Below are 12,168 nucleotides of genomic sequence, written 5' to 3' on the forward strand. Positions count from 1 at the left end.
GTTACTTTCTCGGCTGTAGGAGAAAGTGACGTGCTCCCGGGCACCCCCCGGGTATCTAAAATGCGCCGCAGGCTAAGCGGTTAAAGGTTTCAGATCCGACAGCGCCGGACAAACCCACCCCCGCAATCATCAACGCCCACCCCCCACCAACGCCCCCTCCAACCCCACCAACGACTGCGCCAACGCCTCCGACTCCGCCGCAATCACACTCGCCCCATCCAGCGGGCTGGCCGCCGCACTCTGGCCAATAAAAGTCTGATCCAGCAAATAAGCCCCGGTCTGGTTATCCCGCAGCCGCCCATGCCACTGCACCTGCGCCGTGTGCGGCACATCTGCCCGCACATCCACCAGCACTTCGCGAATTTCCACTTCCAGCACATAGCGCGCTTGCAGCGCCGTCACCGGCACGGCGTGCGCAAACAGCCCGCTCCGGCCCAGCCAGATCACGATCTGTTCCTGCAGTGCCTGCGGCAAACTCGCGCTATACAAGCGGAACGGGTCCTGCGCAAAGCGCTGCGGTCCTTCCTGGTAGACAAAGGCATTGCCCGCATACAGCGGCAAGGCGCGCGGCATGCTGACCAGCACCGTGTCGTTAAACCGCACCGGATACGGCGCGCCTTTGCGCTGTGCCTGTAGATGATAGGTTTCGGTAGCTGGCGGGCTGGATGCGCATGCCGCCAGCGCCAATGTTGCCGCCAGTACGCTGACCCGCAGCGTCGATGAGAGAGTAGGCGAGGTGGGCATGGGCATCATCGCGGCAAGGGATAAGGAGTGGGCGGGCTGCTGAACAGCAAGCTGGAAGGCTGGGCTTTGGCGCGCGCCAGCAAATCGCGCAAATCGTCGCTGGCGGCGTGCAGATTACTTAGCGTATCGGCCAGTTCGCCTTCCTTGCCGGCGCTGAGCCGATCCAGCCGGCGCAAGGTGGCGTCCAGATGCTCCAGCGAACTGGCGAGTTCGGGCTTGTCCAGCAACTGGCGCAGACGCTCGGCGCTGATGGCCAGATTGGCCGGCGCGCTGGCGACGCGCGGGTCGCTCAGCATGGCGCTGAGTTGCTGATTGGTATTGCGCAATTCATTGATCAACGTCTGGCTATCGCTGGCAATGCGCTCAGTCGGGATGCGATCCAGCTTGTCCGTCACGCTCTGCAGCGATTTGCCGATCTGACCGACATTCAGGCTGCCAACCTGATCATCCAGCGTGCCCAGCAAATGATTCAGCCGCTGTACCGTGGTTTCCAGATCCAGTTTCTGCAGCCGCGTTACCACGTCCTGGGTGGCGTCCATCAACTGGCTGATCGAACCATGGGCGGACGGGATATACAGTGCTTGCGGCGTCCAGTTGAGCGGCAATGGCGGGTTGCGGGCCGGATCAAAATAATCGATTTCCATATAGCTGGTGCCGGTCAGCCCTTGCGGCGTCAGGCGTACGCGCAGGCCGCGCACAATCTCATGGGTCAGATTGTCCTGGCTGGGAAATTGCATGGCTTTACCACCAAACAGCTCAGGCCGTAGTTTCATCTCCACCAACACATATTGCTGGCGCTGGATGGGGGGCAAATCCTGCTCGTATTTGTTGTAGGTAAACGAAATCTTGCTGACCTGGCCCACCGTAACGCCGCGATAGCGCACCTTGCTGCCCAGATCGAGGCCTTGCACCGATTCGTCAAAATAGCTTTCCAGCGTGACGCTGGGCCGAAACCAGCGGCCGGCACCAAAGGCCACCAGCAGCACGCTGGCGGTTAGCACGGCCACCAGCACAAACAGCCCCAGCCGAAAATAAACTCGCGGGTGAGTCATACGGCTCCACGATTAAAAAAGCGCTTTACGCGCGGATCTGACGAATGATCACGCATGTCGGCGGGTTTGCCCTCAGCCAGGATGCCCTTGACCGATTTATCGAGCATGATCGCGCGATCCGCAATCGCATAAATGCTGGCGAGTTCATGCGTGACCACTACAAAGGTCAGCCCCAGCAAGCGGGACAGCCGGATGATCAGCGCATCCAGTTCACCCGAGGTAATGGGATCGAGCCCGGCCGAGGGTTCGTCCAGAAACAGAATGCCCGGGTCGAGCGCCAGCGCGCGGGCGATTGCTGCCCGCTTTTGCATGCCACCGGATAATTCGGACGGCAGGTAATCAGCGTATTGCTCCAGATCGACCTGACGCAATTTAAGCCGCGCCACCAGCTCGCGGGCCGCTGCGTCCAGCGGCGTGTATTCCTGCAACGGCAACATCACGTTCTGCAACACGGTCATCGAACCAAACAGCGCACCCGATTGATACGCCACGCCAAAACCGGCAAGGATGTCGCGGCGGGCTGTGCCTTCGGCGTCGGTAAGATTCTGCCCATCGATATACACCTTGCCGCTGCGTGGCGTTTCCAGACCAATCACGTGTTTAAGCAAAGTGGATTTGCCGCAACCCGAGCCACCGAGGATGACGAGGATTTCGCCGCTTTGCACGCTGAAAGACACGTCGCGCAGCACCACATTGCGGCCATAGGCGCAGGTGACCTGATCGACGCGGATTGCCGTGCGTGGCACAGAGGGCAGCGCCTGGGCAGGGTCGGGCAGGGCGGTGGCCGGGGCGTCAGACTGGCTCATCGTTACCAGCCCAGATAGAAAAATGCGACGGCGAACAAGCCATCGGTAACCACCAGCATGACGATGGCGCTGACTACCGCACGCGTGGTGCTGCTGCCCACGGCGCTGGCACCGGCGCCGGTAGTCAAACCACGCAAGCAACCGATGGCGGCCACACCAAAACCAAAGAAAGTGGCCTTGAACAAACCGCCGATGTAATCGGAGAAGCCCACCGTGTCCATCACCTGGCCGGCCGAGGTCAGCAGCGGGATATTGAAGGTGAGCAGCACCAGCGCCGCGCCAAAAATGCCGATGACTTCGGCCAGCACGGTGAGCAAGGGCGCCATCAGGGTTACCGCCAGCACGCGCGGCAAGACCAGAAAGCGCACCGGTTCCAGCCCTAAAGTGACCAGCGCGTTGATTTCTTCATTGACCTTCATGGTGCCGATCTCGGCCGCGAATGCCGCGCCGGTACGGCCTGCCAGCAACACTGCAGTAATCAAGGGCGCCAGCTCGCGCACCAGCGCCAGGCCGACCAGATCGGCCACAAATAACTCGGCCCCGAATTGCCGCATGGGAATGGCGGACTGAAACGCCAGGATTACGCCCAATAAAAACGACACCAGGCCCACAATCGGCAGCGCATCAGCACCGGCTTTGGCGCAATGCAATAGCGTTTCGCCCAGGCGCAACTGGCGCGGATTACGCAGCACCAGCACGATGGCGGCGCTGAGTTCGCCGATAAACGCAATGGCCTGATAAATCTGCTGCCATGCCGCCGCCGCGCGCTGGCCGAGACCGATCAGAAACGGTGGGCTGGCCGGCGTGGCTGCAGTTTTAAGCGGGGTAGTCGGGTCCAGTTGCGCCAGCAAGGTGGCGTAGCGATCGGGCAGATGCTCGACGTTGCCGCCGCGCTGGATGATGTCGTACAAGAGCGCCAGGCCGGCGCCATCGCAATAAGTGACCGCACTGGCATCAACACGTAATTCGCCTTGTACCAGTTGCCGCACCTGCGGCCAGATTTGCGCGCTGCCTGGCGCATCGAGGCGGCCACATAAATACAGCACGGTGCCGCTGGCGTCGCGGCGCAGGTCCAGGCTGGCAATGGGCGGCAAAGCGACGGAGGCTGCGGGCATTGTGGGCCGGTAGGTTGGACTAGCGTTGTAGTCGGTCTGTCAGAATGCGGCTGCTTTCCACCAGCCGATATACAAAATGGCCGGGCGTTTCGGTGTGATGGCCAGAGCGTTTCCAGCGCAGCATGGCATCGGCCAACTGGCGGAAGGCGTGGCTGGATTCGGCATCCGGAAACGCTTCGATCACGCTACGGCCCAGCCGGGTAGCGCGTTTGAGCAAATCGTCTTCGGGCACATAACCGACCAGGCGCAAGCGGATGCCATCACCCAGATACTGGCGCGCCACGCTGCTGATGCGCTCAAAAATCATCTCGGCATCGGACAGCCGTTCGACGCGATTAACCAGAATGCGGAATTCGCGCCGTGCGTATTCGGTATAGAGGATTTTGAGCGTGGCATACGCATCGGTAATCGATTCAGCGTTCTGCGACACGATCACCAGCACATCATCCGCTGCCAGCGACAAACTCGGCACGCCGGACAAGGTGGTGGGGCGGGTATCGAGCAACAGAAAATCGGTCTCGGCGGTGAGCATGTCAAACTCGGTGGCCAACCAGGCCAGCTCGCGCTCGTTCAGATTAGCCAACATCTGCGGCCGTGCACTGATGGGCAGAATGCCAAAGCCCGCGGCGCTGAGCACCACCGCATCGGCCAGGGAGACTTCCCGCCGCAAGACAGATTCAAAATCATAGCCGCCGGCCACGCGCAAGCGATGCATGCTGTTGCTCATGCCGTCGAACTCATCCAGCAACAGCACTTCGCGTTCGCGTTCGGCCAGCGCGGCGGCCAGGTTGATGGCGAGCGTGGTGGCGCCGCTGCCGCCGCGACCACCATTCAGGCTGATACTGCGACAAGGCCGCGGGCCGATCAGGGCGCGCAAGCCTGCCGCCTGATCGCGCCAGCCCTTAGCCACGACGCGGGCCTGGCGGGATGTCGAGCGGCGCTTCGGTTACGCCGGGCTGGGCGCCCATATAAAGCGGATATTCGTCCTGGCGTAGCTGGAAGGCCGGGTTGTCGCCTTGCGAGCGAAACGCGCGGTCGATCAGATAATCGACGTTGGCGCGGTGCAGATCTTCCGGCACACGCTGGCCATTAGTCACAAACTGCAAGGCCAGGCGATGGCGGATGGCCACATCCAGACAGCCGCCCAGGCTCATGGCCTCATCCAGCTTGGTCAGTATGCAGCCCGCCAGCAGCGGGTTTTTATAGCGCCGCGCCACATCATCCAGCGTGGCGGGTGCGGCATTGGCGGCCAGCAACAGCACGGTGGCAACGCGGTCGTGCGAGAACATGGCCAGCTGCTCGCTGATGCGTTGGTCGCGCTGGCCCATACCCACGGTATCGATCAAGACCAGGTGGCGGTCATGCAGATCGGACAGCGTTAGCGCCAGGTCGGTGTCATCTTTAACGTCGTGCACCGGCACGCCGATAATGCGGCCGTAAATGCGCAGCTGATCCTGCGCGCCGATCCGGTAGCTATCAGTGGTGAGCAGCGCCACCGATTCCGGACCGTGCTGCAAAGCGCAGCGTGCCGCCAACTTGGCCACGGTGGTGGTTTTGCCGACACCGGTGGGGCCGATAAAAGCGTAAATGCCACCCCGTGCAATCAGATCGTCTGCGTTGCCGATGGTGGGCAGATTGTGCGACAGCGCTGCCTTGATCCAGCGCATGCCGGCGTCCAGCGTCAGGTCGGGCATTTTATCGACCAGCTGGCGTGACAACGCCGGGCAGAAACCGGTGGCCAGTAACTGGCGCAAGGCTTCGAGTTTTTCTGGCGCATGGCGGGACAACTCGCCCCAGGCCATGCCGGCAATCTGGCTTTCCAGCAAACCCCGCAACATGCGGATCTCGCGCGCGATGTCTTCCATCGCTTCTTTATCCGCGCCATTGGCGGCGTGCGTCTGGTTTTCTTCTTCGTAACGGAAATTGCTGGCAGGACGGCCGCTATCGCGGCGCGGGGTGGGGCGCGGCGCCACCGGTTCGGGCCGTGCAGCCAGCGGATTGGGATTGGGGCGTGGCGCGGGTGTTGCCGCCGTTTGCCAGTTGGCCGAAGCCAGCGGCTCGGCCGGCAGATGCGCGCCGTTGCTATGCGTTGCGGTCGGTGCTGGGACAGCGGCAGCAGCGGGAATAATCGGGGTGGGCGCAGCCACCGGAGCGGGTGCGGGCGCGCTGGCACGATCCAGATAAGGTTCGCTGCGCGTACCGCGATTGCTACGCATCCCCACCGGAATGACATCGCTGGGCAAATCGTCCAGCGATGGTTCGCTGTCTTCATCGGGGATGGCATAAGAGCGGGCCAACGCACGATTGATGGGGGCGGGCGCGGCGGGCGTGGGCTCGTCTTGCGCCGAGCGCATCAAGCGCGCGCCATTCTGGGCGGCCCGTGCGCTGGCACGTGGCGAGGCGCTGACCGTTTGCACACTGGTCAGAGCGGCGACATCCGCATCGGCCACGGCCATGATCTCTACGCCGCCGCCTGCTACCTGCCGGTTTGACAGGATCAGAGCGTCGGGGCCGAGTTCATCCCGAACTTGCCGCAGGGCATCGCGTGTGGTGGCGCCGTAGAATTTTTTTACGACCATCGCAGTCAGTCGCTGATCTTCATGTGATGCTTTAACAAGGGGCCATTATGCGGGCGCATGGGGTTATCGCCAAGCGGCGAGCATGCACGTTGTGGTTTCGCCCGCCGCGGATGACGTTCGTCGGTGTTCAAGCCGCGCCCAGCACGCCGACGATACGGATGGACTTGGTGTCCGGAATCTCGTTGTGCGCAATCACGCGCAGATTGGGAATGGACCGACGCAAAAAGCGGCTGAGCATGGGCCGCAACTGCCCCGGTGTAATCAGCACCGGATTAAAGCCTTGCGCTTCGAGTTCTTCGGTAACGGTGGACGCTTGTTTCAGCAGGCGCTCGGCCAGGCCCGGCTCCAGCCCACCCTGGGATTTGCCGCTGGCGGCGGCGACCAGAATATTTTCGAGTTGCGGTTCCAGCGTGATCACCGGCAATTCCTGTTCACCCGGGAACAACTGATGAATGATGGCGCGGCCCAGCGCCACGCGCACGGCTGCGGTCAGATCGTCCACATCCTGGGTGCGGCCAACATGCTCGCCCAGCGTTTCCAGGATCGTGCGCAGATCGCGGATATGCATGCCTTCTTCCAGCAGGTTCTGCAGCACTTTCTGCACGATGCCGACCGGGATGACCTTGGGCACCAGATCCTCCACCAGCTTGGGGGCTTCGCGGCCGAAGTGATCAATCAACGCCTGCACTTCTTCGCGGCCCAGCAACTCGGCGGCGTGGCTTTGCAAGACATTGGAGATATGTGTGCCCACCACGGTGGAGGCGTCTACCACGGTGTAACCCATGGATTGCGCCGGGTCTCGCAGGCTGGCGTCGATCCAGACTGCCGGCAGACCAAAAGTAGGGTCTTTGGTGGGCGTGCCGGATAATTGCCCGGCCGCATTGCCGGGGTTGATGGCCAGCCATTGGCCCACGTAGGCCTCACCCGCGCCGACATCGACGCCTTTAAGCTGGATGCGGTACTGGTTGGGCTTTAGTTCGAGGTTGTCACGAATGTGCACGGCAGGCACCAGAAAGCCCAGATCCTGCGCGATCTTTTTACGGATGCCGCGAATCCGGCGCAGCAATTCGCCGTCCTGATTGCGATCAACCAGCGGAATCAGGCGGTAGCCGACTTCCAGCCCGATCGGATCAACCGGTTGCACATCGTTCCAGCTGACTTCCTGCAACGGTTGTTCTGCCGGAGCCGCCGCGCCAGGCTGGCCCGGCGCGGCACCGGGTGCGCCGGGTTGAGCCGGGGCGCCGGGCTGACCGGGCGCGACCACCGCGCCACCCGGCCCGGCCACCGCCAGACCCTGACGTTCCAGCCGTTGCGCGGTGTTGTAGGCCAGGCCAGCCGCCATGGCCGCCATGCTCAAAAACGCCACATGCGGCATGCCGGGGATGATCCCCAGCAGGGCCATCACCCCGGCAGTGATATACATCACCTGCGGCCGCCCATACAGCTGGCCCAGCAATTGCGAAGACAAGTCTTCGTCGGTGCCGACGCGCGACACCACGATACCGGCGGCCACCGAGATGATCAGCGAGGGGATTTGTGCGACCAGGCCGTCACCGATGGTCAGCAGCGTGTAGGTACGGCCCGCGTCGGCAAACGCCATATCGTGCTGCACCATGCCGACGATCAAGCCGCCCACAATATTGATCACCATGACCAGGATACCGGCCACAGCATCACCGCGAACGAACTTGGAGGCACCGTCCATGGAGCCGAAAAAGTCGGCTTCCTGTGCAATGACAGAACGGCGGCGGCGCGCGTCTTCTTCGCCGATCAAGCCCGCGTTCAAGTCGGCGTCAATGGCCATCTGTTTGCCGGGCATGGCGTCCAGGGTAAACCGTGCGCTCACTTCGGCGATCCGGCCCGCACCCTTGGTCACCACCACAAAGTTAATGATGGTCAGAATGACAAACGAGACGATACCGACGGTGAGGTTGCCGCCAATCAGCACGTGACCAAATGCATCAATCACCTGTCCGGCTGCGCCTTCGCCGGTGTGGCCTTGCGTCAGTACCAGCTTGGTCGAGGCCACGTTGAGCGACAGCCGCAACAGCGTGGTAAACAACAGCACGGTGGGGAAGGCCGAGAATTCCAGCGGCTCGCGCGTGTACAGGCCCACCATCAACACCACCACCGACATGGCGATATTGAAGGTAAAGAACATATCGAGTGCAAACGGCGGCAGCGGCAAAATCATCATGCCCAGCACCATCAGGACCAGCGCAGGGCCAGCCAGTCGGGTGAGGTTGATGTTACGCCACATGGTAAGACCGGGATTTCATGTTTCAGCTAGTCCGTTAAGCAGTCGTCGCTTCGGGGTCCAGTTCAGTCGGGACCGGTAAATCGTCGTTCAGGGTGGGTTCTGTGCCGCCCGTGCGTTTCCAGTTTTTAAGCTGGTAGATATAAGCCAGCACTTCGGCTGCGGCAGTATACAGGGCAGCCGGGATTTCCTCGTCCAGATCAGTATGGTGGTACAAGGCCCGCGCAAACGGCGGGGTGCGGATGACGGTGACATTGCTTTCGCGGGCCAGATCAATAATGCGTTCCGCCAACAGATAAGAGCCTTTGGCCACCACTTTGGGTGCCCGCATACGCTCGTTGTATTGCAAGGCGACGGCATAGTGGGTCGGGTTGGTGACCACGACATCGGCCTTGGGGATTTGCTGCATCATGCGCCGTCGCGCGGCCTGGCGTTGCATCTGGCGGATACGCGCCTTGATTTGCGGATCGCCGTCGGATTCTTTGGATTCCTGCTTGGCCTCTTCTTTGGTCATGCGCAGCTTTTTGTAGTAGTCCCACAGCTGATAAGGCACGTCGATCGCGGCAATCAAGCCCATCGAGCCGATCACCAGCAACAGCGTGTAGCGCACCATCTCCAGCACATAGGCCATGCTCACTTCAGTCGGCATGACGATCAATTGCAGAAACTGATCTTTTTCGCGCCACAGCACGGTAACCGCTACGCCGCCGATCAAGCCGGTCTTGAGGATGGCTTTGCCGGCCTCGACCAACGCCCGGACCGAAAACATGCGGCCGATGCCGCTGGCCGGATTGAGCCGACCAAAGTTGGGGGCAAAAGCGGTGCCGGTAAACAAAAAGCCGCCAATGGCCATGGGGCTGATCAAGGCAACCGCTACGCAGGCGCCTGCAATCGGCAAAAACGCAAACAGCGCTTGCTGACCGGCGGCCATGAAATGGATAAACATCTGTTGCGGATCAGCCACCGTGGCGTGGTTAAACGTCAGCTCGCGACGGCAGATCTGTTCGATGGCGATGGCCAGCTTGGGGCCGAGCGCCACCATGGCCAGCATGCCGGTAATCATGATGGCGAAGGAACCCAGCTCCTGTGAACGCGGAACCTGGCCTTTCTGTCGCGCCTCTTCCAGGCGCTTGCCAGAGGCGGGTTCTGTTTTTTCTGCATCTGAATCTTCAGCCATGGCGCCTCCTTCCCGCGTAATGCTGCGCAGTCTACCACGCGGGTTTGCGCGCTCAGAACAGTCCGAGGTGATGGGCGCGTGGGCGCGCTGGCGTGGCCTGGCATTGCTTTTGCTTCTCTAAGGCAAAACCATGTTTTCAGGAAGATTCCGATGGCCGCCGCCAATGCGATCAACAGCTTTGCCGCCACCCCCAGCCCAGGCAGCTCCAGTAATGCGTCCGCGTCCAGCAAATCAAGCGGCAGCGACCAGAGTTTCAGTGCTTCGCTGGCCGACGCCAGGCAGATCGTGCACATGCAACATGCGCAAGACAGCAACGCCCAGAACAGCAACAAGCAAAGCGATGCGGGCAGCGATGACGCCAAGGCGGCCGGTAATTCCAGCCCCATCAACGACGCCAGCAAAGATGCGGGCGGCGCCACCGATACCGCTCAAACCGTGGCGCCGTGGCTGGCTTTGCTGCAAGCGCAACTGGCCCAGCAAGCTGCGCCACTGACCACGCCAACTGACGCCAGCGCGTCGGCACAGCAGATCAGCGATGTGCTGGATGCCAGCAAGGCCAACGCAGCCAGTACCGCCAGCAACAGCAAAACACTGAGCGCCTTGCTGGCGGCGCAGAAGGAGGGCAGCGGCAAGGCGGATGCCAAAGACAAGGCCAGCGATCTGCTCAAGGCCTTGCAAGCCGACGGCGGCAAACAGGCGGCAACGACGGCGGATCTTGCCGCTGACGGCAAAGATTTGCCGCTGACGCTGGGCGCTGGCGATAAAAATTCTGACGCCGCTGACACTGATGGCCAGGCGGATGCCAGTGCCCTGGCGGCGCTGACCAGCGGCACCCGCACAAGTACGCACGCCACCGAGACCCAGGCCACGCCGACCACGCGTACTGTCGCTGAACCGGTAGGCTCGGATAAATGGGGTGCCGCAGTGGCGCAGCAGGTGTCCATCATGGTGGGCAAGCAAGAGCAGCATATGGAAATGCAGCTGAACCCGCCTAACCTGGGCCCGATGGAGGTCAAGTTGTCGATGGCGCAGGATCAGGCCAGCGTGATCTTTACTTCGCAACACGCCAATGTGCGCGAAGCATTGGCCGCCGCCACGCCCAAACTGACTGCCTTGCTGGCCGATCAGGGTATTACGCTGACCAATGTGCAGGTGGCTTCGGATACGCTGAATCAGCAGGCGCAACAACAGGCGCAGCAGCAACAGCAATCTGGCAACCAGCGCCGTAATAGCGGTGTGTTTGGCAATAGCGACGACACGACCACGGTGACGCGGCTGACTGATGTCAAAATCCCGGTGGCGCGCTCCGGGCTGAATCTGTTTGTGTGATCGGCATCGGGTGGGCCTTTGAACCCACCCGCCAAAGCCGCTAGCCGATGGCCAATCGTGCTGAGGCTTTGCACGGCGTGGCGGGCTATGCCTTGCGGCTGTGGTTAATTGCTGACAAATCCGCACGCATATTCTCAAATAACCATCCTTATCCTTTGTTTTGCTTGAGTTTGTGATATATAAACCAAGCGAATGCATGCCGATTTTGCGCCGCCCGTGTCACCCGACCCTTAGCTCGGGTATGATGGCGCCCCGACGCCCAGGAGCACGCCTGGCTTGGCTTTACAGCGGGGTGGGCAAGATAATCTGGCGCAAAGGTCGTAATGACCCATTCGCCCCGGTTAGTGCCGGGGCGTTTGCATGTCACTGTCATTCTCGTGCGAGGAATTTATGTCTGATGCAGCGCCCGCCAAGGGCAAAAACAAGGTCATGTTGTTTGTGATCATTGGTGTGGTTTTGCTGATCGTGCTGATTGGCGGTGGGGTTGCGGCATTCTTGATGATGCATAACAGCGATAGCGCTGACGGTGGCGATGCGGCGGGCACTGAAACCCAGGTCAAAGAAGCCAAGGCCAAAAAAGAAAAATCGAAGAAGAAAGAAGACGCGCCGCCCATCTTCGAAAAGCTGTCGCAATTTACGGTTAACCTGAATTCCGGCGATACCGACGTCATGCTGCAGACCGACATTACGGTGCAGGTGGCCGACGCCGAGACCCAGGAAAAACTGAAGAGCTATCTGCCGCAGATTCAGGGCGATGTAAACAAACTGTTGCGCAGCAAGACGCCCGAAGATGTGCGCGCAGCGGATGGCACCGACAAACTGGGCCGCGAAATCCGTGCTGTGATCAACAAGATTCTGGGTATTACCAGCGACGACGAAGGCGTGCTGTCGGTGAACTTCACCACCTTTATCGTGCAATAACATTGGTGGAACGCAGGCGTCGGCTCCGGCCGTCGCCTTGCGCTATCCGGCCAGGCCGTACATAAAAAGCAAAGCGATCAAAATTAATACAATGAATTACACGACCTGGAGCCCGGCGCAGTTTGCAGGTATCCTGGACGTCAGATTCAACTCTTTTTCTGCCGGCATCAGCCGCAGAAAAATCCAGC

The 12,168-nt window shown here is 61.1% G+C and carries 10 protein-coding genes; 2 read left to right on the top strand and 8 right to left on the bottom strand.

What is annotated here, in order from left to right:
• Window positions 1-129: 129 nt before the first annotated feature.
• The 8 genes from ACYQ1A_RS19945 to flhB form a co-directional block, all read right to left on the bottom strand.
• A complete protein-coding gene (locus ACYQ1A_RS19945; RefSeq protein ID WP_499365126.1) occupies window positions 130-744 on the bottom strand; it encodes an ABC-type transport auxiliary lipoprotein family protein in 615 nt (204 codons plus the stop codon).
• A 5-nt stretch (window positions 745-749) separates the two neighbouring features.
• Window positions 750-1,796 carry an MlaD family protein gene (locus ACYQ1A_RS19950; protein WP_499365130.1) on the bottom strand — a complete coding sequence of 349 codons (1,047 nt, stop codon included), beginning with the start codon at window positions 1,794-1,796 and terminating at the stop codon, window positions 750-752.
• On the bottom strand, window positions 1,793-2,602 hold the full coding sequence (locus ACYQ1A_RS19955; protein WP_499365134.1) for an ABC transporter ATP-binding protein: 810 nt from the start codon (window positions 2,600-2,602) through the stop codon (window positions 1,793-1,795). Before ACYQ1A_RS19955 ends, ACYQ1A_RS19950 begins: the two co-directional genes overlap by 4 nt.
• Window positions 2,603-2,604: 2 nt before the next feature.
• Window positions 2,605-3,717 (bottom strand): ABC transporter permease, encoded by a 1,113-nt coding sequence (locus tag ACYQ1A_RS19960; RefSeq protein ID WP_499365138.1) that lies wholly within the window; start codon window positions 3,715-3,717, stop codon window positions 2,605-2,607.
• A 19-nt stretch (window positions 3,718-3,736) separates the two neighbouring features.
• Window positions 3,737-4,627: a MinD/ParA family ATP-binding protein gene (locus ACYQ1A_RS19965; RefSeq protein ID WP_499365141.1), complete on the bottom strand. Its 891-nt coding sequence runs from the start codon at window positions 4,625-4,627 to the stop codon at window positions 3,737-3,739.
• Entirely contained in the window at window positions 4,620-6,296 is a 1,677-nt protein-coding gene (gene flhF / locus ACYQ1A_RS19970; RefSeq protein ID WP_499365146.1) for a flagellar biosynthesis GTPase FlhF, read from the bottom strand. Before flhF ends, ACYQ1A_RS19965 begins: the two co-directional genes overlap by 8 nt.
• Before the next feature lie 127 nt (window positions 6,297-6,423).
• Window positions 6,424-8,556 carry a flagellar biosynthesis protein FlhA gene (flhA, locus tag ACYQ1A_RS19975; protein ID WP_499365148.1) on the bottom strand — a complete coding sequence of 711 codons (2,133 nt, stop codon included), beginning with the start codon at window positions 8,554-8,556 and terminating at the stop codon, window positions 6,424-6,426.
• A gap of 34 nt (window positions 8,557-8,590) precedes the next feature.
• Entirely contained in the window at window positions 8,591-9,730 is a 1,140-nt protein-coding gene (gene flhB / locus ACYQ1A_RS19980; protein WP_499365151.1) for a flagellar biosynthesis protein FlhB, read from the bottom strand.
• A gap of 150 nt (window positions 9,731-9,880) precedes the next feature.
• Between flhB and ACYQ1A_RS19985 the strand changes: the two genes are divergently transcribed.
• Both ACYQ1A_RS19985 and ACYQ1A_RS19990 read left to right on the top strand, forming a co-directional pair.
• Window positions 9,881-11,059 (top strand): flagellar hook-length control protein FliK, encoded by a 1,179-nt coding sequence (locus ACYQ1A_RS19985; protein WP_499365155.1) that lies wholly within the window; start codon window positions 9,881-9,883, stop codon window positions 11,057-11,059.
• A gap of 360 nt (window positions 11,060-11,419) precedes the next feature.
• Window positions 11,420-11,980, top strand: coding sequence for a flagellar basal body-associated FliL family protein (locus ACYQ1A_RS19990; protein ID WP_499365158.1), 561 nt, complete (start codon window positions 11,420-11,422; stop codon window positions 11,978-11,980).
• Window positions 11,981-12,168: the final 188 nt, after the last annotated feature.

The organism is Silvimonas sp. JCM 19000, from assembly GCF_054652575.1.